The 23,225-nt window shown below is 35.1% G+C and carries 24 protein-coding genes; 18 read left to right on the forward strand and 6 right to left on the reverse strand.

What is annotated here, in order from left to right; translation table 11 throughout:
• Window positions 1-102: 102 nt before the first annotated feature.
• Window positions 103-1,122, reverse strand: a complete 1,020-nt coding sequence (locus tag B6A10_RS04840) for a quinone-dependent dihydroorotate dehydrogenase (protein WP_188219926.1) — start codon at window positions 1,120-1,122, stop codon at window positions 103-105.
• A gap of 156 nt (window positions 1,123-1,278) precedes the next feature.
• Between B6A10_RS04840 and B6A10_RS04845 the strand changes: the two genes are divergently transcribed.
• Both B6A10_RS04845 and pepT read left to right on the forward strand, forming a co-directional pair.
• Window positions 1,279-1,692, forward strand: coding sequence for a DUF1003 domain-containing protein (locus B6A10_RS04845; RefSeq protein ID WP_194431816.1), 414 nt, complete (start codon window positions 1,279-1,281; stop codon window positions 1,690-1,692).
• Window positions 1,693-1,755: 63 nt separating this feature from the next.
• The gene (gene pepT, locus B6A10_RS04850; protein ID WP_188219927.1) at window positions 1,756-3,039 is read left to right on the forward strand and encodes a peptidase T; all 1,284 of its coding nucleotides are present in this window, start codon (window positions 1,756-1,758) and stop codon (window positions 3,037-3,039) included.
• 75 nt (window positions 3,040-3,114) lie between these two features.
• Here the strand turns inward: pepT and yajC are convergent, their stop codons facing one another.
• Complete coding sequence (gene yajC, locus B6A10_RS04855; protein ID WP_188219928.1) at window positions 3,115-3,393, reverse strand: preprotein translocase subunit YajC; 279 nt, start codon at window positions 3,391-3,393, stop codon at window positions 3,115-3,117.
• Between the two features lie 30 nt (window positions 3,394-3,423).
• On the reverse strand, window positions 3,424-4,335 hold the full coding sequence (nusB, locus tag B6A10_RS04860; RefSeq protein WP_055093449.1) for a transcription antitermination factor NusB: 912 nt from the start codon (window positions 4,333-4,335) through the stop codon (window positions 3,424-3,426).
• A 238-nt stretch (window positions 4,336-4,573) separates the two neighbouring features.
• Between nusB and B6A10_RS04865 the strand changes: the two genes are divergently transcribed.
• The 4 genes from B6A10_RS04865 (at window position 4,574) to B6A10_RS04880 (ending at window position 8,630) form a co-directional block, all read left to right on the forward strand.
• The gene (locus tag B6A10_RS04865) at window positions 4,574-6,334 is read left to right on the forward strand and encodes an ABC transporter ATP-binding protein (RefSeq protein WP_188219929.1); all 1,761 of its coding nucleotides are present in this window, start codon (window positions 4,574-4,576) and stop codon (window positions 6,332-6,334) included.
• 72 nt (window positions 6,335-6,406) lie between these two features.
• Window positions 6,407-6,790: a PUR family DNA/RNA-binding protein gene (locus tag B6A10_RS04870; RefSeq protein ID WP_026713123.1), complete on the forward strand. Its 384-nt coding sequence runs from the start codon at window positions 6,407-6,409 to the stop codon at window positions 6,788-6,790.
• A gap of 89 nt (window positions 6,791-6,879) precedes the next feature.
• Window positions 6,880-7,785, forward strand: a complete 906-nt coding sequence (locus tag B6A10_RS04875; RefSeq protein ID WP_055093452.1) for a mechanosensitive ion channel family protein — start codon at window positions 6,880-6,882, stop codon at window positions 7,783-7,785.
• A 44-nt stretch (window positions 7,786-7,829) separates the two neighbouring features.
• Complete coding sequence (locus B6A10_RS04880; RefSeq protein ID WP_188219930.1) at window positions 7,830-8,630, forward strand: sulfurtransferase; 801 nt, start codon at window positions 7,830-7,832, stop codon at window positions 8,628-8,630.
• A 116-nt stretch (window positions 8,631-8,746) separates the two neighbouring features.
• Here B6A10_RS04880 and B6A10_RS04885 read toward each other — a convergent pair whose 3' ends face one another.
• Window positions 8,747-9,088, reverse strand: coding sequence for a tRNA-binding protein (locus B6A10_RS04885; protein WP_188219931.1), 342 nt, complete (start codon window positions 9,086-9,088; stop codon window positions 8,747-8,749).
• Window positions 9,089-9,187: 99 nt separating this feature from the next.
• On the opposite strand from B6A10_RS04885, the gene B6A10_RS04890 reads away from it, so the two are divergent.
• Window positions 9,188-9,742, forward strand: coding sequence for a thioredoxin family protein (locus tag B6A10_RS04890; protein ID WP_055093459.1), 555 nt, complete (start codon window positions 9,188-9,190; stop codon window positions 9,740-9,742).
• Between the two features lie 155 nt (window positions 9,743-9,897).
• Here the strand turns inward: B6A10_RS04890 and B6A10_RS04895 are convergent, their stop codons facing one another.
• Together B6A10_RS04895 and B6A10_RS04900 are read right to left on the reverse strand one after the other, a co-directional pair.
• On the reverse strand, window positions 9,898-10,830 hold the full coding sequence (locus B6A10_RS04895) for a peptidylprolyl isomerase (protein ID WP_188219932.1): 933 nt from the start codon (window positions 10,828-10,830) through the stop codon (window positions 9,898-9,900).
• Window positions 10,831-10,937: 107 nt separating this feature from the next.
• A complete protein-coding gene (locus B6A10_RS04900) occupies window positions 10,938-11,552 on the reverse strand; it encodes a murein L,D-transpeptidase catalytic domain-containing protein (RefSeq protein WP_188219933.1) in 615 nt (204 codons plus the stop codon).
• A 244-nt stretch (window positions 11,553-11,796) separates the two neighbouring features.
• Here B6A10_RS04900 and trmD point away from each other — a divergent pair, with 244 nt between their 5' ends.
• The 11 genes from trmD to B6A10_RS04955 all read left to right on the forward strand — a co-directional run bounded on the left by trmD (window position 11,797) and on the right by B6A10_RS04955 (window position 23,096).
• Window positions 11,797-12,477, forward strand: coding sequence for a tRNA (guanosine(37)-N1)-methyltransferase TrmD (gene trmD / locus B6A10_RS04905; RefSeq protein ID WP_188219934.1), 681 nt, complete (start codon window positions 11,797-11,799; stop codon window positions 12,475-12,477).
• Window positions 12,478-12,625: 148 nt separating this feature from the next.
• Window positions 12,626-12,976 carry a 50S ribosomal protein L19 gene (gene rplS / locus B6A10_RS04910; RefSeq protein WP_026713113.1) on the forward strand — a complete coding sequence of 117 codons (351 nt, stop codon included), beginning with the start codon at window positions 12,626-12,628 and terminating at the stop codon, window positions 12,974-12,976.
• A gap of 283 nt (window positions 12,977-13,259) precedes the next feature.
• Complete coding sequence (locus B6A10_RS04915) at window positions 13,260-15,497, forward strand: NADP-dependent isocitrate dehydrogenase (RefSeq protein ID WP_188219935.1); 2,238 nt, start codon at window positions 13,260-13,262, stop codon at window positions 15,495-15,497.
• 137 nt (window positions 15,498-15,634) lie between these two features.
• A complete protein-coding gene (locus tag B6A10_RS04920) occupies window positions 15,635-16,228 on the forward strand; it encodes a TetR/AcrR family transcriptional regulator (protein ID WP_188219936.1) in 594 nt (197 codons plus the stop codon).
• Window positions 16,229-16,238: 10 nt separating this feature from the next.
• Window positions 16,239-16,469, forward strand: coding sequence for a hypothetical protein (locus tag B6A10_RS04925; protein WP_055093467.1), 231 nt, complete (start codon window positions 16,239-16,241; stop codon window positions 16,467-16,469).
• A 2-nt stretch (window positions 16,470-16,471) separates the two neighbouring features.
• The gene (locus tag B6A10_RS04930) at window positions 16,472-17,740 is read left to right on the forward strand and encodes an MFS transporter (protein WP_188219937.1); all 1,269 of its coding nucleotides are present in this window, start codon (window positions 16,472-16,474) and stop codon (window positions 17,738-17,740) included.
• A 79-nt stretch (window positions 17,741-17,819) separates the two neighbouring features.
• A complete protein-coding gene (locus B6A10_RS04935) occupies window positions 17,820-20,201 on the forward strand; it encodes a TonB-dependent receptor (RefSeq protein ID WP_188219938.1) in 2,382 nt (793 codons plus the stop codon).
• 4 nt (window positions 20,202-20,205) lie between these two features.
• Window positions 20,206-21,027, forward strand: a complete 822-nt coding sequence (locus B6A10_RS04940; RefSeq protein WP_188219939.1) for a DUF4249 domain-containing protein — start codon at window positions 20,206-20,208, stop codon at window positions 21,025-21,027.
• A gap of 127 nt (window positions 21,028-21,154) precedes the next feature.
• Window positions 21,155-21,817, forward strand: a complete 663-nt coding sequence (locus B6A10_RS04945; RefSeq protein WP_188219940.1) for a thiamine diphosphokinase — start codon at window positions 21,155-21,157, stop codon at window positions 21,815-21,817.
• Window positions 21,818-21,827: 10 nt separating this feature from the next.
• Complete coding sequence (locus B6A10_RS04950) at window positions 21,828-22,223, forward strand: helix-turn-helix domain-containing protein (protein ID WP_188219941.1); 396 nt, start codon at window positions 21,828-21,830, stop codon at window positions 22,221-22,223.
• A gap of 111 nt (window positions 22,224-22,334) precedes the next feature.
• Entirely contained in the window at window positions 22,335-23,096 is a 762-nt protein-coding gene (locus tag B6A10_RS04955) for an SDR family NAD(P)-dependent oxidoreductase (RefSeq protein ID WP_188219942.1), read from the forward strand.
• The last annotated feature ends 129 nt before the right edge of the window (window positions 23,097-23,225 follow it).

Genomic DNA, 23,225 nt, shown 5'->3' on the forward strand with positions numbered 1-23,225 from the left:
AAAGATACTAAAACTTGCAAAGCAGCAAAATGTTGAACAAACTAAAAAAGCGTAATTCATGTTAAGAATTACGCTTTTCATTTTATACTATTTAGAATTAGTTTACAACTTACCTAAAATCTTTTTATTGATAGCTTTTACTAATGCCGGACCTTCATAAATAAAACCGGTGTACAGTTGTACCAAACTCGCTCCGGCTTCTAATTTTTCGATAGCATCATCGGCAGAATGAATTCCTCCTACTCCAATAATCGGAAAAGCGTTATTGCTTTTTTGGGACAGAAAACGAATCACTTCAGTAGAACGTTTTGTCAACGGCTTTCCGGACAAACCTCCCATTTCAGTCTTATTTTCCGATTGCAAACCTTCGCGGGAAATTGTTGTATTAGTAGCAATTACACCTGCAATTTGAGTTTCTTTTACAATATCAATAATGTCTAATAATTGCTCATCGGTCAAATCCGGAGCAATTTTTAATAAAATTGGTTTTTGTTTTGGCTTAGCCAAATTTTTATTTTGCAAAGTCTGCAACAGCTGTGTCAACGGTTCTTTGTCCTGCAATTCGCGAAGATTGGGTGTATTTGGCGAACTCACATTCACCACAAAATAATCCACATAATCGTATAACGCATCAAAACAAATTTCGTAATCCGAAGTTGCTTCTTCATTAGGAGTTACCTTGTTTTTTCCAATGTTTCCTCCAATTAAAACACCCGGATTGGATTTTAATCGCTCCACTGCTTCCATCACTCCGCCGTTGTTAAAGCCCATTCGGTTGATAATCGCCGAATCTTCTTTTAAGCGAAACAAACGTTTTTTAGGATTTCCGTCCTGTCCTTTCGGGGTCAAAGTTCCGATTTCGATAAAACCAAAACCAAAATTAGACAGCTCTTTATACAACTTGGCATCTTTATCAAAACCTGCCGCAAGTCCTACCGGATTTTTAAATTTTAATCCAAAAACTTCTCTTTCTAATCGTTTATCATCTACTAAATAAAGTGATTTATAAATTGCCGAAAAACCGGGAATTTTAGAAGTAAAACGAACTAAAGAAAAAGTAAAATGATGTATTTTTTCAGGATCAAAACAAAAAAATAACGGTCGGATAAACTGTTTGTACATAGGTTTTTAATTTGAGTGCAAAAATAGAATTATCTAAACGAATAAGAAACAATTAAACACATTTTTTAGCACTGCTTTTCTCAGAAATAATTGGATGCTATTTAACTTCCTACGCTATTTTTAAACAAACTTTCGTTACTTTTAAATAAAAAAACTATGGAAATAAACTTCAATAAAAACTGGCATCAAAGACATTATGAAAGTCTTGAATTAGGAAGTCGCATTGCCGACTGGGTTGCTAAAGGAATGGGATCCTGGCGTTTTATCATCCTTCAGACTGTTTTTGTAATCGTCTGGATGGGTTTAAACCTCATCGGATACATTAAACACTGGGATGCTTACCCTTTTATCCTTCTCAATCTTTTATTTTCTACTCAGGCTGCTTATGCTGCCCCGATAATTATGATGGCACAAAATCGTCAAAATGAAAGAGACCGCATTCAGGCTCAGGACGACTACGCCACTAATAAAGAAGCCAAATTGGAAATCGAAGCTTTGGCTGCCAAACTGAATGCTATTGAAATTGAAAAGCTGGACAAAATCCTGAAGATTTTAGAAAACATGCAATAAAGCATTTGGTTTTATACTCTAAATTAGCACTATCTTTGCATTCCAATAAAAAAACATCATTTTATGCAAAATATTATTGATCGCTTTATCAGCTATGTAACTATCGATACCGAATCAGATCCAAATTCAAATACAACACCAAGTACTGAAAAACAATGGGATTTGGCTAACAAACTGGTTGAAGAACTCAAAACAATCGGGATGCAGGACGTTAGCATAGATGACAAGGCGTACATCATGGCAACTTTACCAAGCAATATTAAAGAAGAAGTTCCTACGATTGGATTTATATCTCATTTTGACACTACTCCTGATTTTACCGGCGCCAATGTAAAACCACAAATCGTAGCAAATTACGACGGAAAAGATATTGTACTTAATGCCGAACAAAATATTATTTTATCACCTTCTTATTTTAAAGATTTATTACAATACAAAGGACAAACCTTAATCACTACCGACGGGACAACACTTCTTGGTGCCGATGACAAAGCCGGAATTACCGAAATTGTGACCGCAATGGAGTATTTAATCCAACATCCGGAAATCAAACACGGAAAAATCAGAGTTGGTTTTACCCCAGACGAAGAAATTGGTCGTGGCGCACATTTTTTTGATGTGGAAAAATTTGGCGCGCAATGGGCTTATACCATGGACGGAAGTCAAATTGGCGAATTAGAATACGAAAATTTTAATGCCGCCGGAGCAAAAATTATTTTCAAAGGAAAAAGCGTTCATCCGGGTTATGCCAAAGGAAAAATGATTAATTCCATGTTAATTGCCAATGATTTTATTAACGAATTACCCGCTGATGAAGTTCCGGAAAAGACAAAAGGATATCAAGGATTCTATCACATACACCATTTAACTGGTAGCATCGAAGAAAGTGTTGTCGAATTAATCATCAGAGACCACAACAGAAAAAAATTCGAAAAGAGAAAAGAGAAAATTCAAAAAATCGCCAAAAAAATCAACAAGAAATTCGCAAAACAATTTGGTGAAGACATTGTTATAGTTGAAATCAAAGACCAGTATTTCAACATGAAAGAAAAAGTAGTTCCTGTAAAACACATTGTTAACATTGCCGAAAAAGCAATGAAAAACTTAAACATCAAACCTATTATCAAACCTATTCGTGGCGGAACAGACGGTTCTCAGTTGTCTTATATGGGATTACCTTGCCCGAATATTTTTGCCGGAGGACATAATTTTCATGGGAAATACGAATATGTTCCGGTGGAAAGCATGCAAAAAGCCGTAGAAGTTATTATCAAAATTGCCGAATTGACCGCCTTACCTAACTTTGGTTTAGACGAAGCGAAATCTAAAAAAAGCAAAAAAAAGTAACAAAATACAATCTATAAAAAAAGTCCCATTCCGATGCTATCAGGATGAGACTTTTTTTTACGCTAAGATTAAATCTTATGCTTGTTTTTTGGCTAAAGAAGCACTTAATTCCATTGAAATTGCAGTACGCTCCATTTTTAATTTTCCTGCCATCGTTTCAATCACTACTGTTGTATCGGCAAGCTCTACTACTTTTCCGTGAAGTCCGCTTTTAGTAATAATTTTATCTCCTACTTTTAAACTGTTTTCAAATTCTTTTTCCTGTTTCATTTTCTTTTGTTGTGGTCTGATCATGAAGAAATAAATAACAACAAACATTAACAGAAACGGTGCAAACTGACTTAATTGTCCCATAATTTTTAATTTTCTTTAAATTGATTAATATTACATTAAACCGCGACCGGTTTTAAGCATTTTTTTACTGGTTTCTAATTCTTTCACCAAATTATCTAAAATTCCGTTGATAAAAATACTACTCTTTGGTGTAGAATATTCTTTGGCTAATTCTAAATATTCATTCAAAGTTACTTTTACCGGAATGGACGGGAATTTCAACAATTCGCAAATGGCCATTTTCAAAATAATGGTATCTACTTCGGCAATACGGTCACTATCCCAGTTTGGTGTTTTATCCACAAATTCTTTTGCCAGCTCTTTTTCATTCAAAACTGTTTTGCGGAACAAATCTTTCACGAAATCTTTATCATCAATATCTTTATATAATTTTGGCACTTTAAAATTATCATTTTCAATTGGCTTCATCGCTTTCAATTGCTTGATAATTTGCGTGTTTACCATTGGAATATCATCAATCCAGGTTAACTTATCATCTTCCAAAAATTCATATAATTTCTCATTTGGAACAATAATTTCAGTAAACAAATCCACGATTAATTGTCGGTCTTCTTCAAAAGAACGCTCCGGATTGCTCATGTATTTTTGGTAATACGAACTCTCTTTGATTGCATTTAACAACAAGGAAATATAATCTTCGTGCAAATGCCAGGCATTGATTTTTCTTGTTTCTAATGCAATACTCAACGAATTGTTTTCGGCAAGAATTTCAAAAATACTGTTTTTAATGAATTTTTCATTCGGGTTACGCTCTGCAGCAGTTGCCAAATGTTTTTGACTGGATAAATGCAAAAACTCTCGCTCTTTTTTGCATATTTCCAATAAGGAAGAAATCATTGTAAGGTATAAATCCTGAATGTTATCGATACTGTAAAAAAGAAATTTTTCTTCCTTTTCTAAGTTATCTGAGCCGTTTTGATGCATCGCATAAATGGTTTGCATAACTTTAACGCGAATGTGTCGTCTATTTACCACCTTATAAGAACTTTTAAAAAATTAGGCTGCAAAAATAAGTATTTCCTTTGTCAAAATAAAATTTAAATCTCTAAAAAGGGGCTTCGTCCAGCATAAAAAACCAGAAGCTTATTTCTAAAATATTCTTTAATGAATCATAAACTCAAAAGCCTGATAGCTATTATTGCTTATATTTGTATTTCTTTTAAAATAGCACTTCCTAATAATGAAAGAATTACTTTATTTAAACAAATACTTCATCAAATATAAATACCATTTTTTGCTTGGTATTTTATTCACCATTATAGCACAGATTTTTATGTTGTTTACTCCAAAACTGATTAGCAAATCATTTTTGGCTATTGAAACTTCATTTAAAAATGAAAAAATCTTAAAGTCAGTTATAAAAAACGAACTGGTTGAAAACATTTTACTAATTATTGCAACCACAATTATTGCCGGTTTTTTGACTTTTTTGATGCGTCAAACACTAATTGTAATGTCGCGACGCATAGAATTTGACCTGAAAAATGAAGTTTTTAGACAATACGAAAACCTTTCTCAGAATTTCTATAAAAGAAACCGCACCGGGGATTTAATGAACCGTATTAGCGAAGATGTTTCAAAAGTAAGAATGTATGTTGGTCCTGCCGTCATGTACACCATCAACACCATTATTCGTTTTGCAATAGTCATTTTATTTATGTACAAAGTTTCGCCCTTACTGACTTTTTACACTCTTTTACCGCTACCGTTATTATCCTATGCGATATTTAAACTAAGTACCGAAATCAATAAACGAAGTACTACTTTTCAGCAATTCCTTTCCAAAGTTTCCAGCTTTACTCAGGAAACTTTTTCCGGAATAAGAGTCATCAAAGCCTACTCACTCGAAAACCAACAGCAGGACAACATGACCGCTCTGGCTTTAGAAAGCAAAAGCAAAAGTTTGGATTTAGCCAAAGTTCAGTCTTTATTCGGGCCATTAATGCTGGCGCTTATTGGAATCAGCAACCTCGTGGTCATTTATGTTGGCGGCATGATGTACATCAATGGAACCTTAAAAAGTATCGGAACCATTGCCGAATTCATCCTTTACATCAACATGCTTACCTGGCCAGTTGCGTCATTAGGTTGGGTTTCTTCAATGGTTCAGGAAGCCGAAGCTTCACAAAAAAGACTCAATGAATTCTTAAAAATAGAGCCGGAAATCAAAAATAACAATCCGGAAAAATCAATTATTGAAGGAGCTATTAATTTTGAAAATGTAAGTTTTACTTATCAGGACACTAATATAACTGCCCTGAAAAATATTTCTTTTACAGTAAAAAAAGGAGAAACACTGGCTATTTTAGGAAAAACCGGCTCCGGAAAATCCACGATTCTTTCACTCATTTCCAGAATGTACGATGTTAACGAAGGAACGATTAAAATAGACAATAAAGAAATCAGCAGTTTGAACTTGTTCGATTTACGAAACAATATCGGAATGGTTCCTCAGGATGCCTTTTTATTTTCGGATTCCATCAAGAACAATATCAAATTTGGTAAAGAAAATGCCGAAATGGACGAAGTTATTTCAGCCGCTAAAAACGCCGTGGTTCATGATAATATTATGGGATTCAACAAACAATATGATACTATTTTAGGTGAAAGAGGTATCACGCTTTCCGGTGGACAAAAACAGCGTGTTTCCATCGCCAGGGCTATCATTAAGAACCCTCCAATTTTATTGTTTGACGACTGTTTATCAGCAGTTGACACCGAAACTGAAGAAGCTATCCTAAACAACCTAAACGCCATTTGCAAGGACAAAACAACTATTATAGTGAGCCACAGAGTATCTTCTGCCAAAAATGCCGATAAAATAATAATTTTGGAAAACGGAAAAATAATCCAACAAGGTTCTCATAACCAGTTAATAAATCAGGAAGGCTATTACGCCTCTCTTTATTTAAAACAACTTTCTGAAAAAGAATTACTATAAATCTTGCTTAATCCATATATTTTTATCATTTTTGGTTTCAATTAACAACCATATTATTGTACAGAACGGATTATGAGAGAAAATGACATGTTAGAAAAAGAAGAAATCTTTTCTAAAGTTTTACGTGCAGGAAGAAGAACTTATTTCTTTGATGTGAGAGCTACTAAAGCTGATGATTACTATATTACCATTACCGAAAGTAAAAAATTCACGGAAGAAGACGGTTCGTTTCATTTCAAAAAACACAAAATATATTTGTACAAAGAGGACTTCACAGCTTTTACAGAAATCCTTGGAGAAATGACTTCTTACGTTTTAAACCATAAAGGAGAAGAAGTAATTTCAGAAAGACATCAAAAAGATTTTAAAAAGGAATATGCTTCAGAAAAAGCAATAGCCGGAGAGGAAGTACCGGAAATATCAAATTTCACCGATATTGATTTTGACGATATTTAATATCCTTCAAAATATTAAAATTTAAACATTTATAAAGTCCAAAAATCATCGGTTTTTGGACTTTTTTTATTAATTAAAATGGCAACACAATGAATTTAACCACAATCAACTGGCAGGAAATCACTACCAAATACATCAACGAATACGGCGAACGTATCATTCCCTGGCTACTAACCAGTGGTATCAAAATTATTTTTATAATCGCAATCGCTTTTTTCCTGAACAAAGTTTTAAGACGGTTCATAGAAAAAGCCGTTAGAATAGCCGTTAGACCGGACAAATATTCTTCCAAAGAAGCCGAAGAAAAAAGAGAAAACACGCTGATTCAAATTTTTACGACAACCTCTAAAATTTGTATTTTATGTATTGCTTGTCTGATTGTTTTAGAAGAATTCGGCATCGAAATTGGCCCCATCCTTGCCGCAGCCGGAATTGTAGGTTTAGCATTTGGTTTTGGAGGACAATACCTTATTCGAGATATTATTTCCGGACTTTTTATCATTCTCGAAAACCAATACCGTGTGGGTGATGTTGTCGATTTAGATTTAGCCAGCGGAAAAGTAGAACAAATCAGTTTACGAAAAACAACTTTAAGAGACATTGACGGAACGGTACACCATATTCCTCACGGAGAAATTAAAAGAGTTTCTAACCTTTCAAATGAATTTTCCCGAATCAACATCAATATCGGCGTAGGATACAGCAGTGACATCGAAAGAGTAATTACTATCATTAACCAAATTGGGAATGACCTGGCTGCTGATTCACAATGGAAAGATTACATCATTCAGGCACCACAATTTTTACGCATTGATGAGTTTGCCGATTCTTCCATCGTTTTAAAAATTCTTGGTGAATCTTTACCGGATAAAAAATGGGATATTACCGGTGAACTCAGAAAACGAATCAAAATTACTTTTGACAAAGAAGGCATTGAAATTCCTTTTCCGCAATTAGTCATTCATAAAGCTCCGGAAGCGGTACAATCAAAATGATTTTGTAACTTAGTACAACTCATTCAACTCTAAAAATAAGCGCTATGAAAAATCCTATTGTATCCGTAAGTTGGCTCAAAGAAAACCTTGACAATCCGGAATTAATCATTTTAGATGCGGTTTTAGACACTCCGCCACACGACTTACAAATTAGTGGCGCTCGTACTTTTGATATTAAAAATAAATTCAGTGATACTTCTATTCCTTTGCCTAACACCCTCCCAAAACCGGAAGCTTTTGCTGCCGAAGCACGAAAATTAGGCATTCATAAACACAGTAAAATTGTAGTTTATGACACGAAAGGAATCTACTCCAGCCCAAGAGTCTGGTATTTATTCAAAAGTATGGGACACGAAAATGTGTGGGTTCTTGATGGCGGATTTCCGGCCTGGGAAAAAGAAAACTTCCCTACCGAAAAAGTAGCGCCTAAATCCTTCAAAGAAGGAGATTTTGATGCTAATTTTCACCCGGAAAAATTTAAAACCAAATTTCAGATTTTAAACAACCTCACTTCAAAAGAAGCGATTGTTATTGACGCCCGTTCTTCTGACCGTTTTCATGCCGAAATCGAAGAACCCCGTGAAGGATTACGCAGCGGACATATTCCGAATGCCGTAAACCTTCCTTTTTCCAAAGTTTTAAAAGACGGTTATTTTTTATCCAAAGAAGAACTCAAACAAATATTACCACATCAGGACAAAAACCTTTATTTTTCCTGTGGTTCCGGAATTACCGCCTGCATTGATTTAATTGCTTACGAATTAGTTTCCGGCAATCCAAAAGCTGTTTACGATGGTTCCTGGACCGAATGGGGTCTCGATCATAACTTGCCCGTAGAAAAATAAAAACAGATCGAAAGCCATTATTTTTTTAGCCATCAATTAAAAGATTCACATAAATTAATTTGCGAGAATTTTTTAATTGATGGCTAACTTTTTTTTGTGGATAAAAAAATTAGCTATTAACCTATTCGTAAACCGTTTTCAATTTTAAAATCGGGAGCAAGCAAAATAACATCTCCTTCTTTACCAACTGCGCCCAAAACCAAACATTCACTCATAAATTTGCCAATTTGCTTCTTTGGAAAATTGACTACCGCCACAATCTGACGATTCAAAAGCTCTTCTTTAGTATATCGCTTTGTAATTTGAGCCGAAGTTTTTCTGATTCCAATAGCTGCTCCAAAATCTATGCTTAGCTGAAAAGCCGGTTTTCTGGCTTCAGGAAATTCATTAACCCCGATAATTGTCCCCACATGCATAGCTACTTTTTCAAATTCGGCCCAACTTAAATTATTTTCCATATTTTTTTATAATTTTTTTCAGAATACCAAAATTAGTTTTTACAATTCAAAACGTTTTCAATTTTATTAACTTTATACCTTAAAATAAAAAGAAACCAAATGGCACGAACTCCATCCAACATGCTCGCACTGGGAACCACCGCTCCTGAATTTTATTTAAAAGATACTCAATCTCAAAAAGATTATTCTTTTGCCGATTTAAAAGGATCCAAAGGGACACTAGTGTTTTTTATATGCAACCACTGCCCTTTTGTGCATCATGTAATCGAAGAAATTGTTCGGATAGCCAATGATTACCGGGTTCAGGGAATAGGAATGATTGCTATTTCCAGCAATGATGTCACCAATTATCCGCAGGATGCACCCCAATTAATGACGGAATTTGCATTTGAAAATAAATTTGAGTTTCCTTATTTATACGACGAAACACAGGAAGTTGCCAAAGCATACGATGCCGCCTGCACTCCTGATTTCTACCTGTTTGACAAACAGGACAAATTAGTCTATCGCGGTCAACTCGACGACAGTCGTCCCGGAAACGGAATTCCGTTAAGCGGAAGCGATTTGCGCAGCGCAATAGACGGTGTTTTATACAACCGAATCATCAATCCCGATCAAAAACCAAGTATTGGCTGTAATATTAAATGGAAATAACAAATTGCAGTATTCAGAAAGCAGAAATTAGAGGGCAGAAGGCAGAAGGCAGAAAATAAAACATAAAAAAACCAGTTCAAATTGAACTGGTTTTTTATGTTTTATGTACAATCTTAATTACAGTCAGAAATCTGCAATCTATCTTAAATCAAAAATTATTTAACGTCCATTAATTCAACGTCAAAAATCAACGTAGCATTTGGCGGAATAACTCCTCCTGCTCCACGAGAACCATATCCTAAGTGAGCAGGAATTACAAAACGAGCTTTATCACCTACTTGCAACAAAGCAATTCCTTCGTCCCATCCTTCAATCACATTTCCTTGCCCTAATGGAAACTCAATTGGTTTTTTACGTGGGTAAGAGCTATCAAAAACTTTTCCGTCAGGTAATTGTCCTGTGTAGTGAACAGAAACTGTTTTTCCATTTTCTGCTTTTTTACCTTCACCTCTTTGGATAAATTGGTAACGCAATCCGCTATCTGTTTTTTGGAAACCGGCAGCTAATTTTTCTAAAGCCTCTTCAGCAGCTGCTTTTTCAGCTTCTAAACGTTTTTTTCTGTTTCCTTCAAAAACTCTAAACGCTTCTACAGCATTCCATTTTTCAGCTTCTTCACCCACACGGATAATTTCCAAAGTTTCCAAAACATCACCCTGAGCAACAGCATCAACCACTTCCTGTCCTTCAACAACATGACCAAAAACAGTGTGTTTTCCGTCTAACCATGAAGTTGGAACGTGCGTAATAAAGAATTGAGAACCATTTGTTCCAGGTCCTGCATTAGCCATAGACAAAACTCCTGGTTTATCGTGTTTTAAACTTGGGTGGAATTCATCATCAAATTTATAACCAGGATCTCCGGTACCTGAACCTAATGGACACCCACCTTGGATCATAAAATCAGGAATAACTCTGTGAAAAGTTAATCCGTCATAATATTTTACTCCCTGAGGTTTTTTATTGTTTTCTAAATTACCTTCAGCTAAAGCGACAAAGTTACCTACTGTTCCCGGTGTTAAATCGTGCGTTAATTTTACTAAAACCGAACCTTTAGCGGTATTGAATTTAGCGTATATTCCGTTTTCCATTTTTTTTTAAATTTTATTGAAGCGCAAATTTACAAATTAAATTAGAGATTGCGTCAATCTAAAAAACAGAAAATTTGAAGGCGAAGTTTATTTAATGAAAAGTAAAATCAATAATAAATGTCCAAAATAATGTTAGACTTAGAATTATCAATCAACTTTTGAATTCTACTATAATAAACTTCATTTACCATCGGACAACCTAAACTATTACAGATATAAGTATTCTGCTCTTCATAAGGCACTTTATCATATTGATGCAAAACAATATTTCGTGAAAAAGCATTACTATTTGTCGATTCTAAACCATATAACTTATAGGCTTTCCCAAATTCACCAGAATAACTTTTACCAATATAATATTTACCCAATGAAGTACAATAAGAGTTGTTTTCGTTACTAAATTTCAAATCACTAAACATTCCCGAACCTAAACCATGCGCTACCAGCCCCTGATCGATAATCTTATCATGAATTAAATCATATACAAAAAAGCGATTTTTACCCGACATTATTTTCATATCCAGCAAAAAAGCAATCTCATTATTAAACTTTGGATTGGATTTCAACATCGATTTGATTGCAACTATTTGTTCCGAAATTCTTTCTTCTTTAGTTACAATCTCTAATCGACTTTCATTTTGATTTTTTTTCAAAGATTTGGAATTCACTCCAAAACCACAAAGTATTCCTATTGTAAATACTCCTATAAGTATATTTCTCATTAGCAGGTTAAAATTATACGCAGCGCAAAATCAAACTCTTAATTCAATATTTCATTTGCACTTTAATCATAAATTTGGGACGCCCAAAAATATAACTTTTTTAAATTCAAAACACACATAAAAAAACTTTAACATATTAATATTCAAAAATTTAATCTCCAAAAAAGCTTTAATCTACATCAATTCATATGCTCCTGAAAAAACTTTGTACCTTTGCCCCATTCAAAAACCTAGATATAGAATCATGCGAATTGACATTATTACTGTTTTACCTGAATTACTACGCAGTCCATTTGAGGCTTCGATTATGAAACGCGCCATCGACAAAGGTCTCGTAGAAGTTCACATCCATAATTTAAGAGATTACACTACAAACAGACAAAAAAGTGTAGACGATTATCCTTATGGCGGCGGAGCAGGAATGGTCATGACGGTACAGCCTATTGACGACTGCATTACACATTTAAAAAGTCAACGAGAGTATGACGAAGTTATCTACATGTCGCCGGACGGAGAAACTTTGAATCAAAAAATGGCTAATACGATGTCAATGTATGAGAATATCATCATTTTGTGCGGACATTATAAAGGCGTGGATCAAAGAGTGCGCGATCATTTTATTACCAAAGAAATTTCCATTGGAGATTACGTTTTAAGCGGAGGCGAATTAGGCGCTTTGGTATTATCTGATACTTTAATCCGTTTGATTCCGGGAGTTTTAAGTGACGAAACCTCAGCATTAACAGATAGCTTTCAGGATAATTTATTATCAGGTCCAATCTATACAAGACCAGCCGATTACAAAGGATGGAAAGTCCCTGAAGTTTTATTAAGTGGCCATTCGTCTAAAATTGATAAATGGCGTGAAGATATGGCGTATGAACACACCAAAAACCGTCGCCCTGACTTGCTTGACCATGAATAACTTAAGCCTAATAATAAGTCTCTAAAAAATTATTAATTATTAATTGTTAGTTTAGGAATTAAATTTTACTTTTGCACCCACATTTAATTAACCTCTGGCGATAATCGTGAATGTTGATTAGATTTTTAAATTAAAATGAGCAATTAAAATGGCAAATTTAGTAGATTTCGTTAACAGCGAATTTGTAACAAAAAAAGATTTTCCTGATTTCGGAGCTGGAGATACTATCACAGTTTACTACGAAATTAAAGAGGGTGAAAAAACAAGAACTCAGTTCTTTAAAGGAGTTGTAATCCAAAGAAGAGGTACAGGAAGTACTGAAACTTTTACAATTCGTAAAATGTCTGGTTCAGTAGGTGTTGAACGTATCTTCCCTATCAACTTACCAGCTCTACAAAAAATTGAAATCAACAAGAAAGGTGCTGTACGTAGAGCAAGAATCTTCTACTTCAGAGAACTTACTGGTAAAAAAGCAAAAATCAAAGACAAAAGAAGATAATCACTTATCTCTTTATCATAAAAAGTCCTGTTCCGAACCATCGGAGTCAGGACTTTTTTTTATAAAATCACAATTCGAAAAAAAATCAGGCTAAATCCAACAGATTCACTTAAAAAAAATAACATTTTAAAGCCTTGTCGTTAGTTATCCCATAATTCGCTTAATTCTATAACAAACGGGACAATATTTTGGTCTGATTTACATATATTTGCACCGCTTTATTCAAAGCAAACAATACATTTCACATTCTTCTTCGAAGAATTACGATTATAAAACAAAAAAAATGACACAAAATTCAAAGATTGTTTACACATTAACTGACGAAGCACCTTTGTTAGCTACTTATTCGTTTTTACCTATTGTTAAAGCTTTTACCGCAACTGCCGGAATCGAAATTGAAACAGAAGATATATCTGTTGCTGCCCGTATTCTTGCTAACTTCCCGGAATCTTTAACAGAAGAACAAAGAGTAAAAGATTCTTTGACAGAATTAGGAAAATTAGCTACTGCTCCGGAAGCAAACATCATTAAATTACCAAACGTTTCTGCATCAGTTCCTCAATTAAAAGGAGCTATTGCCGAATTACAAGCACACGGATACAACGTACCTAATTACCCGGAAGATCCACAAAACGAAGCAGAAACTGCCATCAAAGCTAAATATGCTAAAGTATTAGGTTCTGCCGTAAACCCGGTTTTACGTGAAGGAAACTCTGACCGTAGAGCTCCTAAAGCAGTAAAAAATTATGCAAAAGCAAATCCTCATTCAATGGGAGCCTGGTCTGCTGATTCTAAAACAGCAGTTGCTTCTATGGAAAGCGGTGATTTCTACGGAAGCGAAAAATCAGTTACTGTAGCTGAAGCAACTGATGTAAAAATCGAATTTGTTGGACAAGACGGAACAACTAAAGTTCTTAAAGCAAGTACTCCGTTAAAAGCTGGTGAAATTATTGACAGCTCAGTAATGCACTTAAACGCTTTGAAATCTTTTGTTGCTAAAACAATTGAAGAAGCTAAAGCTCAAGGCGTTCTACTTTCTGTTCACTTAAAAGCTACTATGATGAAGGTTTCTGACCCAATCATCTTTGGAGCTATCGTTGAAGTATATTTCAAAAACGTTTTCGAAAAATACGCTGCTTTATTTGCTGAATTGGGTGTAAACACTAAAAACGGTTTAGGTGATGTTTATGCTAAAATTGCAGGAAACGCACAAGAAGCTGAAGTAAAAGCTGCTATCGATCAGGCTATCGCAAATGGTCCGGCTTTAGCTATGGTAAATTCAGACAAAGGAATTACTAACCTTCACGTTCCTTCAGACGTAATTGTTGACGCTTCTATGCCGGCAATGATTCGCACTTCTGGTCAAATGTGGAACAAAGAAGGAAAACAACAAGATACTATTGCAATTATCCCGGACCGTTGTTATGCAGGTGTTTATACTGCAACTATTGATTTTTGTAAAAAACACGGTGCTTTTGACCCAACTACAATGGGATCTGTTCCAAACGTAGGTTTGATGGCTCAAAAAGCTGAAGAGTACGGTTCTCATGACAAAACTTTCCAAATGACTGCTAACGGAGTAGTTCGTGTAGTAGATGTTAACGGAAACGTTTTAATGGAACAAGCTGTTGAAGCTAATGATATTTTCAGAATGTGTCAAGCAAAAGATGCTCCTATCCAAGACTGGGTAAAACTAGCTGTAAACAGAGCACGTTTATCTAACACTCCTGCTGTTTTCTGGTTAGACGAAAACAGAGCACACGACAGACAATTAATCGAAAAAGTAAACTTATACTTAAAAGACCACGATACAACCGGATTAGATATTCGTATCTTAAGTCCTATCGCTGCAACTGAATTTACTTTAGAAAGAATCATCAAAGGACAAGATACTATTTCAGTAACAGGAAACGTATTACGTGACTACTTAACTGACTTATTCCCTATTTTAGAAGTTGGAACTTCTGCAAAAATGCTTTCTATCGTTCCTTTAATGAACGGAGGAGGATTGTTTGAAACGGGTGCAGGTGGATCTGCTCCTAAACACGTAGAACAATTCATCACTGAAGGTTATTTACGTTGGGATTCCTTAGGAGAATTTTTGGCTTTAGGTGCTTCATTAGAACATTTAGGACAAACATTAAACAATGAAAAAGCAATCGTTTTATCTGAAACTTTAGATCAGGCTAATGATGCTTTCTTGCAAAATGACAAATCTCCGGCTAGAAAAGTAGGTCAAATTGACAACCGTGGTTCTCACTTCTACTTAGCTTTATACTGGGCTCAGGCTTTAGCTGCTCAGGATAAAGATGCGGAATTAAAAGCTATCTTTGCTCCAATTGCAAAAGAACTTACTGAAAACGAAGCTAAAATTGACGCTGAATTAATTGGTGCTCAAGGCAAAGCTCAGGAAATTGGCGGTTACTACCAACCAAATCCTGCATTAGTAAGTAAAGCTATGCGTCCAAGCACAACTTTAAATACTATTTTAGATAAAATTGCTGCTTTAAAAACAGCTTAATTTTTTCTTAATCCTATATTAAAGACAACTCGAAAGGGTTGTCTTTTTTTTTACTTTTTAAATCAGAAAATATTTTTTTATAAATAAACGAACATTCATTTATAATTAATACTTTTGCTCCGTTACATCAAAAAACAATGAGAACAAGAGATACAAACAAAGAAGAAATCGTCAAACTAAATGCAATCAGACTATTAGTTGAAAAAGGGATTGAAGGTTTTAGCATGAACCGACTGGCAAAAGAAAGTAAAATTTCAGTTGCTACGCTTTATATCTATTATTCTGACAAAGAAGAGTTAATCAAAAAAATTGGAATTGAAATAGGAAAACGTTTTTTTGATGAAATGGCAAAAGACTTCTCACCTACAATGTCTTTCAAAGAAGGCTTATACAAACAATGGGAAAACAGAAGCCGTCATACTCAGGAAAATCCGCTTGATGTAAGTTGTTGGGAAGTTTTAACGCATTCCAGTTATGCAGAAGAAATTTTAGAAGAAAGTCTTCAGAACTTCAAAATCATTATGGGACAATTCTTTAAAAATGCTGTTGAACGTAAAGAATTAATTCCAACAATCTCTAAAGAGGTTTTTTGGAGTATAGCCTATGGTCCATTATACTCCTTATTACGCTTTGAAAGAGATGGAAAGAACTTTGGAGGAGGGCCATTTAAACTTAATAAAGAAATCACTAACGAAGCTTTTGAACTGGTTTTAAAAGCACTAACACCTTAAAACCTTGATTATGGAAAATGAAATCAACAATATTTTAATTTTCGGGACAAATATCAAAACGGAAAAGGATAAAAAAAGTATAAGTCCCATTTTAGATGCACATCCGGAAATCAACCAATGGAATATTGATCTGGAAGATATCGATTCCGTTTTACGAATAGAAAGTCAAAATCTAAGTGCTGAACAAATAATCAAACTCATCACAGAACAGGATTACAAATGTTCTGAACTAAGCGAATAAAAATGAAAAAAAATCCCCAAGCGATTCCTTTTACTTCCTATCAGAAGTTTGCCATATTCATTCTGGCAATAACACAATTTACCGTAATTCTTGATTTTATGGTCATGTCTCCATTAGGTGATATTTTAATGAAAAGCATGCAAATAAAACCATCCCATTTTGGATTAGTCGTTTCGGCTTACGCCTTTAGCGCCGGAATATCCGGATTGCTGACAGCCGGTTTTGCGGATAAATTTGACCGAAAAAAATTGCTCCTTTTCTTTTACACCGGATTTATATTAGGAACCATTTTGTGCGGACTCGTTAATTCTTACCCCCTATTGGTTGCCGCCAGAATCATTACCGGATTATTTGGCGGTGTTATCGGATCGATTTCCATGGCTATTGTTACCGATTTATTTTCGATGCAACAACGCGGACGTGTTATGGGATTTATTCAAATGGCTTTTGGAGCCAGTCAAATTTTCGGAATTCCCTTAGGGCTTTATATCGCAACTGCCTGGGATTGGCACGCTCCCTTTCTATGGGTCGCAGCAATGGCTGTCGTAATTGCGGTATTAATCGCGCTCAAATTAAAACCATTAACCGAACATCTTGCAATACAAAAAGAAAATTCACCCGCACAACATCTTTTGCATACAATTAGCAAAAAAGAATACCGCATAGGATTTGCCGCAACGGCAATTCTGTCTCTTGGAGGGTTTATGCTAATGCCTTTCGGAAGTGCTTTTGCCATCAACAACTTAAAAATAACCGAGGAACAACTTCCTTTAATTTTTATGATTGCCGGTTTATCAACACTTATCATTATGCCTGTTATTGGAAAACTAAGTGATAAAATTGATAAATTCAAAATTTTCACTGCGGCTACCATTTGGACCATTATTACGGTTGCCATTTATACCAATCTTTCTGAAACCCCTTTCTTATTAGTTGCTTTAATCAACGTCATTATGATGATGGGAGTTATGAGCCGAATGGTTCCTTCAACGGCTTTAGTAACTTCTGTTCCTGCGAAAGAAGACCGAGGTGCTTTTATGAGTATTAACTCTTCATTACAGCAAATTTCAGGAGGAATCGCTGCCGCCTTTGCCGGAACTATTGTGATACAAAAAGACAATTTCAGTCCGCTGGAACATTACAACACTTTAGGTTATATCATCATCGGAATTTCTTTTATTTCCATTATTCTGCTCAGTCGTGTAAACCAACATTTGAAGAAAAATCCGGAACAAGACACCGATACTGTTATTAGCGTTTCGGAAACTTAAAAAAATCACTTTAAATTAACAATTGTTCAATTGGTTTTACCTTACAAATAACAGACATTTGTACTACAAAAAACTCAAAATGATTCTAAAAAAAATAAATCTTCTTTTAACCATATTACTGGTCAGTTTTTCTGCTTTTGCACAGCAAAAAATCACATTAAGCGGTATCATTACTGATGGTAAAAACAACGAAACCTTGATTGGTGTCAACGTCTATTTTCCGGAATTAAAAACCGGAACCACCACTAACGAATACGGTTTTTATTCGATAAGTATCCCTAAAGGAAATCAGAAAATAGTCATCAGTTATATTGGTTATCAAAATATCGAAAAAAATGTTTCGATTAACCAAAGCACCAAAATGAATTGGGAGCTTAAAGAAAATGGCGAAATGTTGAACGAAGTAGTTATCAAAGATAATTCCGGGCGCAGCAATACCCGAACGCCCGAAATGAGTGTCAACAAACTTTCGATTGCTTCCATCAAAAAAATGCCGGTTGTTTTAGGCGAAGTCGATGTAATCAAATCCATTTTACTGTTACCGGGAGTTACTAATGCCGGCGAAGGCGCATCCGGATTTAATGTCCGCGGTGGTGGAGCCGACCAAAATCTGATTCTTTTAGACGAAGCTACTATTTATAACTCTTCACACGTTTTTGGATTTTTCTCGGTTTTTAACCCTGATGCTATCAAAGATTTAAAATTATACAAAGGCGGAATTCCGGCTCGTTTTGGAGGACGGGCTTCTTCGGTTTTAGATATTTATCAAAAAGACGGAAACAGCAATGATTTTCACGTAAATGGTGGCATCGGTTTAATTTCCAGCCGATTGCTTGCCGAAGGTCCGATTGTAAAAGACAAAGCTTCGTTTTTAATTGGTGGCCGGGCTTCTTATGCACATTTGTTCCTAAAACTTTCTGAAGAACAAAAAAATAACTCTGCCTATTTTTATGATTTGAATACCAAATTGAGTTATAAAATCAACGACAACAACAGTCTTTATTTATCGGGATATTTTGGTCGCGATGTTTTTGCCATAGACAAAAGTTTCAGCAATACTTACGGAAACACAACGCTCAATTTACGTTGGAATCATCTTTTTTCAGATAAATTATTTTCGAATTTGTCATTGATTTACAGCGATTATTATTACGGGTTGGATTTGGATTTTATAGGTTTTAATTGGGAATCAGGCATTAAAAATTACAATATCAAATACGATTTTAAAAATTATATTTCCGATAATTTCAAATTAAATTATGGTTTCAATGGAATTTATTACAATTTCAATCCCGGAACCATCGTCCCTTCTTCCGAAGATTCCGGAATAAATCCGGATCAATTGGACCGAAAATACGCTTTTGAACCGGCTGCTTATATAGAAGCCGAAAACAAAATCAGTAAAAAATTCACTGTTGCTTATGGTTTGCGATACAGTTTATTCTACCGTTTAGGAAATTCGACCATTAATTTATACGAAAATAACAATCCGGTTGTTTTCAATTCGGACTTCCAGATTTATGAAAAAGCAACTCCCATTGGAACAAAATATTATGGTAAAAACAAAACTATAAAAAGCTTCAACAACTTCGAACCACGTTTTGCTGTTTCTTACCAACTTAACGAGGATCAAGCCGTAAAAGCCAGTTACAACCGAATGATACAGTATTTACAATTGGTTTCCAACACCTCCTCTCCAACTCCTTTAGACGTTTGGATGCCAAGTGACACCTACATCAAACCCCAAATTGCTGACCAAATTGCCGTTGGTTATTTCAAAAACATTCGCAACGGCGATTATTCGATTGAAATTGAAAGTTTTTACAAAAAAATCCAGAATCGCATGGATTATATTGATGGTGCCGAATTGATTGCCAATGAAGCCATCGAACAGGTGGTTTTAAATGGAAGAATGCGCTCTTACGGACTTGAAATGATGTTCAAGAAAAACGAAGGTCGCTTAAACGGTTGGATTTCTTATACCTTATCCAAATCGGAACAACAAACTCCGGGCAGAACTCCCGAAGAAATCGGAATTAATTACGGAAAATGGTACAATTCCGCTTATGATAAAACCCATAATCTGGCCATTACCTCAGCTTACAAACTGAATGAAAAATGGGATTTTGGAGCTAATTTTATCCTGCAATCCGGACAACCGGTCACCTATCCTGATGGAAAATACAATTATTTGGGGGTTGATGTTCCCAATTACGGTTTGCGTAACAGAAACCGTTTGCCTCTTTATCATCATTTAGATGTTTCTGCAACTCTCACGCCTACTAAAAACAAAGATAGAAACTGGAAAGGCGAATGGGTTTTTAGCATTTACAATTTGTACAACAGGCAAAATGCCGCTTCGATGAATTTTAGACAAAATACCGATACAGCAGCCAATGAAGCTGTAAAAACATCCATTTTTGGGATTGTTCCTGCGGTGAGTTATAATTTTAAATTTTAATACTATGAAAAAGATATTTTTCCCTTTTATAATTCTTCTTATCGGTTTATGCTCCAGTTGTGAAGAAGTGGTTGATTTAAAATTAAACACAGCCGCTCCCCGACTCGTTGTCGAAGCTTCTATTTATTGGATAAAAGAAAGTAGTGGCAATGCACAAAAAATAAAATTAACTACCACAACCGGCTATTACGATACTGAAATTCCTATTGTCACCGGAGCAAATGTCAAGATTACGAACAGCGAAAACACCATTTTTAATTTCGAAGAAATTCCGAATTCCGGCGAATATGCCTGCACGGAATTTGTTCCTAAAATTGGAGAGACTTACACTCTTACTATTATTTACAACGATGAAACCTACGTTGCCACAGAAGTTTTTCAATCATTGGCACCAATAACCAGAGTGGAGCAAAATAATGAAGGTGGTTTTACCGGAAAAGATATCGAGGTAAAAGCGTACTATAACGATCCTGCTAACGAAGATAATTTCTACCTGTACCGCTACCAATATACTAACGAAGCCACAATAAGTTACAGCATTGATGATGACCGATTTTTTCAGGGAAACGAATTCTTTAGTAATTCAAGCAATGACGATTTAAAAGCCGGAGATGTGGTAGAATTAATGCACATGGGAATTTCTCAACAATATTACAATTACATGAACATTTTAATTGACAATACCGGATCTAATTCCGGAGGTCCGTTCCAAACTCCACCTGCAACCGTAAGAGGAAATATCAAAAACATCACAAATCCGCAGAATTATGCTTTGGGCTATTTTGCCCTGGGCGAAACAGACATGCGTCGTTACGTGATTCAATAATTTATTGTAACCCGCAAAGTTCACAAAGAAACAATCCTAAAAACCCGTATAATCTGTGGCTAAAAAAAACAAAAAACTATTAGCTATCTTTGTTAGCAAAATTCTCTAATTTAAAATTGTAATTCTTTTGTCATCACATCATATTGTTCGCGACGATCAGGAACCTGCTTTAATTATTGCCAATGGCGCTGCCTGCACCCCTGAATTATTAGGTCAGTTACTCGAATGGTCTCCTTTTGTAATTGTACTGGATTCAGCTATTGAACGTGTTTTGGAATTAGACATTAAAATCGATGTTTTATTAGGGGATTTCGACCGTGGTTTTGATGCCAATTATTACAAAGAAAAACAATATCCACTGGAAATTGTTCACACACCGGATCAGGATAAAACCGATTTAGAAAAAGCTTTTGATTATTTGTGCGAAAGAAATTTTTCGGCAGTCAATGTTGTTTGGGCCACCGGAAAAAGAGCCGATCATACAATTACCAATTTAACGAATATCGTTCGGTATCGGGACAAACTAAAAATTGTCATTCTCGACGATCATTCTAAAGTTTTTTTATTGCCCAGAAAATTTGAAAAATGGTACACCGCTAACACTCCAATTTCCCTGATTCCGATTGGGCATGTTACGGGAATTCATTCCGAAAATCTTTTTTATCCGTTACAAAATGACAGCCTGACAATCGGTTATCGTACCGGAAGCAGCAATCATGTTGTTCAGGACGGAATGGTTATCATCGAGCATCAGCAAGGCGATTTATTATTAATGGAATGCATGGATTAATTTTTAAAATATGGAAACTCAAAAAGCGCCATTAGAACGTCAGCACGAAATAACTACAGCTTATCTAAATGCTTTGGACACACATTTAGCTGATATTATAGAAGGACGAACTATGGAAATGCTCGAAATTAAAGATATTGCCGGAATTTTGCATTTGCATCCCACCTATTTGAGCAATACTATAAAAGAAACAACCGGAAATTCTGCTTGTTATTATTTCGAAAATAAAATTTTGGCTCTTGCCAAAGGAATGCTCGAAGAAAATAAAATGTCAATTGCAGCTACTGCTGAATTACTAACTTACGATCCGTCTAACTTTACGAAGTTTTTCAAAAAATTTGCGCATTGCACTCCAAAGCATTATCGGGACGAATTCTTAAAACAACAACGTTTATCTAATTCGTAAATTAATTATCATAATCTGTGTGTATCACCATTAAAACTGTGTGTATCACCATAATCAATAAGTAACGCCGTTTTACTTTTGTAGTAGTATTTAAACGAAACAATTGTAACAATGAGCGAAAACAAAATTGCATTAGTAACCGGTGGAAGCCGCGGATTAGGAAAAGATATGGCATTAAGTCTTGCCAAAAAAGGACTGAACGTTGTACTAACTTATAAAAGCAAAAAAGAAGAGGCTGAAAGTGTAGTCTCTGAAATTGAAAACTTAGGCCAAAAAGCTCTTGCACTACAACTCAATACTGCCGAAGTAAAAAGTTTTGATTCTTTTATCCAAAATTTAGATCAAGAACTAAGCACAAAATTCAGTTCTGACAAAATTGATTTTTTAGTCAACAATGCCGGTTTTGGAATCCATACTTCTTTTTTAGAAACCACCGAAGAAAATTTTGACGATTTGATGAACGTTCATTTCAAAGGAGTCTTTTTTCTAACACAAAAATTGGTTCCAATTATCAATAACGGTGGCGGAATTGTAAATATTTCAACTGGTTTAGCTCGTTTTAGCCTTCCGGGTTATAGTGCTTATTCGGCAATGAAAGGTGCTATAGAAACTTTAACAAAATATCAGGCAAAAGAACTGGGTTCGCATCAAATAAGAGTAAATGTAGTTGCTCCAGGAGCAATAGAAACGGACTTTGGTGGTGGCGCCGTAAGAGATAATGAACAATTGAATAAATACGTCGCTTCAGTTACGGCTTTAGGTCGTGTAGGACAAGCAAATGATATTGGAACTGTTGTTGCATTTTTATGTACGGATGATGCGAAATGGGTGAATGCCCAGCGTATAGAAGTTTCAGGAGGAATGAATTTGTAACTCAATTTAAAAAAATAAAGAAAAAGCACGTTCGTAATGTGCTTTTTCTTTATAAATCAATCTAAAAACTCACTTTTAGTTACAATTAGATAACTTTTACCAAATTTGAAATTCGTACCTTTGCAGCAA

This window comes from Flavobacterium pokkalii (genome assembly GCF_014596575.1).
Lineage (GTDB): Bacteria > Bacteroidota > Bacteroidia > Flavobacteriales > Flavobacteriaceae > Flavobacterium > Flavobacterium pokkalii.

What these genes read in the sequence shown, in the direction of transcription:
- B6A10_RS04840 (WP_188219926.1), bottom strand. Translation starts at nt 1,122, where the DNA reads ATGTACAAACAGTTTATCCGACCGTTATTTTTTTGTTTTGATCCTGAA.
- B6A10_RS04845 (WP_194431816.1), top strand. Translation starts at nt 1,279, where the DNA reads ATGGAAATAAACTTCAATAAAAACTGGCATCAAAGACATTATGAAAGT.
- pepT (WP_188219927.1), top strand. Translation starts at nt 1,756, where the DNA reads ATGCAAAATATTATTGATCGCTTTATCAGCTATGTAACTATCGATACC.
- yajC (WP_188219928.1), bottom strand. Translation starts at nt 3,393, where the DNA reads ATGGGACAATTAAGTCAGTTTGCACCGTTTCTGTTAATGTTTGTTGTT.
- nusB (WP_055093449.1), bottom strand. Translation starts at nt 4,335, where the DNA reads ATGCAAACCATTTATGCGATGCATCAAAACGGCTCAGATAACTTAGAA.
- B6A10_RS04865 (WP_188219929.1), top strand. Translation starts at nt 4,574, where the DNA reads ATGAAAGAATTACTTTATTTAAACAAATACTTCATCAAATATAAATAC.
- B6A10_RS04870 (WP_026713123.1), top strand. Translation starts at nt 6,407, where the DNA reads ATGAGAGAAAATGACATGTTAGAAAAAGAAGAAATCTTTTCTAAAGTT.
- B6A10_RS04875 (WP_055093452.1), top strand. Translation starts at nt 6,880, where the DNA reads ATGAATTTAACCACAATCAACTGGCAGGAAATCACTACCAAATACATC.
- B6A10_RS04880 (WP_188219930.1), top strand. Translation starts at nt 7,830, where the DNA reads ATGAAAAATCCTATTGTATCCGTAAGTTGGCTCAAAGAAAACCTTGAC.
- B6A10_RS04885 (WP_188219931.1), bottom strand. Translation starts at nt 9,088, where the DNA reads ATGGAAAATAATTTAAGTTGGGCCGAATTTGAAAAAGTAGCTATGCAT.
- B6A10_RS04890 (WP_055093459.1), top strand. Translation starts at nt 9,188, where the DNA reads ATGGCACGAACTCCATCCAACATGCTCGCACTGGGAACCACCGCTCCT.
- B6A10_RS04895 (WP_188219932.1), bottom strand. Translation starts at nt 10,830, where the DNA reads ATGGAAAACGGAATATACGCTAAATTCAATACCGCTAAAGGTTCGGTT.
- B6A10_RS04900 (WP_188219933.1), bottom strand. Translation starts at nt 11,552, where the DNA reads ATGAGAAATATACTTATAGGAGTATTTACAATAGGAATACTTTGTGGT.
- trmD (WP_188219934.1), top strand. Translation starts at nt 11,797, where the DNA reads ATGCGAATTGACATTATTACTGTTTTACCTGAATTACTACGCAGTCCA.
- rplS (WP_026713113.1), top strand. Translation starts at nt 12,626, where the DNA reads ATGGCAAATTTAGTAGATTTCGTTAACAGCGAATTTGTAACAAAAAAA.
- B6A10_RS04915 (WP_188219935.1), top strand. Translation starts at nt 13,260, where the DNA reads ATGACACAAAATTCAAAGATTGTTTACACATTAACTGACGAAGCACCT.
- B6A10_RS04920 (WP_188219936.1), top strand. Translation starts at nt 15,635, where the DNA reads ATGAGAACAAGAGATACAAACAAAGAAGAAATCGTCAAACTAAATGCA.
- B6A10_RS04925 (WP_055093467.1), top strand. Translation starts at nt 16,239, where the DNA reads ATGGAAAATGAAATCAACAATATTTTAATTTTCGGGACAAATATCAAA.
- B6A10_RS04930 (WP_188219937.1), top strand. Translation starts at nt 16,472, where the DNA reads ATGAAAAAAAATCCCCAAGCGATTCCTTTTACTTCCTATCAGAAGTTT.
- B6A10_RS04935 (WP_188219938.1), top strand. Translation starts at nt 17,820, where the DNA reads ATGATTCTAAAAAAAATAAATCTTCTTTTAACCATATTACTGGTCAGT.
- B6A10_RS04940 (WP_188219939.1), top strand. Translation starts at nt 20,206, where the DNA reads ATGAAAAAGATATTTTTCCCTTTTATAATTCTTCTTATCGGTTTATGC.
- B6A10_RS04950 (WP_188219941.1), top strand. Translation starts at nt 21,828, where the DNA reads ATGGAAACTCAAAAAGCGCCATTAGAACGTCAGCACGAAATAACTACA.
- B6A10_RS04955 (WP_188219942.1), top strand. Translation starts at nt 22,335, where the DNA reads ATGAGCGAAAACAAAATTGCATTAGTAACCGGTGGAAGCCGCGGATTA.